Origin of the sequence: Leptospira gomenensis, from assembly GCF_004770155.1 — a bacterium.
Classification (GTDB): Bacteria; Spirochaetota; Leptospiria; order Leptospirales; family Leptospiraceae; genus Leptospira; species Leptospira gomenensis.
On the sequence record NZ_RQFA01000023.1, the window covers coordinates 1 to 755 of the forward strand.

Annotated in this window: 1 pseudogene; it reads right to left on the reverse strand. The window is 39.6% G+C overall.

From position 1 onward, the window contains the following. Positions 1-755: pseudogene (locus EHQ17_RS20100) on the reverse strand (leucine-rich repeat domain-containing protein); the annotation flags it as partial.

Below are 755 nucleotides of genomic sequence, written 5' to 3' on the forward strand. Positions count from 1 at the left end.
GTTTGTTACGGACAACATTGATTTCCCGAATCGTACTTGTTTCACAAAACCAAACATCGTCTTCCAGTAGGTTCCATGAGATGTTAACATAAAACGCGTTCGGATCAAAATCACTCGCATGTATATCTTTAATGTAATTATTGAAAATTTCTAATTTATACGGGCGATCAAAGTCAAATCTTGGGATATTCTGTAAATCTAAATCACTGACATTTATTGTTTCTAAATCGGTTAGAGCCGACATTCCAATAATTTGATTCAAATACTTAGACCGTATATTTAGATTACGTACATCTTTATGAATCTTTAACTCAATCGGCTCCTTACCCTCCATCCCCAAGCGTAAAGTGGCTTGTAAGGAAGGATCAGTTACCCCGAAGTTATATACGAACATTCTATTTTCCGGCCTTAGCGAATAGAGATACCCCTTATACACTCCTGCGATAACATATACCATGACGAAACAATCTACTTTCCCCGTTTTATATAAAGCCATCGGACAACGAGTTCTCTCAGGACTTAAGGCCTTCTCTTCATCGACAGAAAAATCTTTCACATAGTTTTTGGCTCCAAGAGTCTCCATCAAAGCCGCAAGCCTTTCTTCCAGTTTTCTATTTCGTAAACGATCCTCACAGCGAGTCGGCCCGTCCGGCAAAACAATGAACGCAAATCGTTTGTCTACCCACCCCTTTTTTTCAAGAGTCGCATAAATCGATTTCGTTAAATCGCTCTGCGGATCCGCATACAGAGCACAA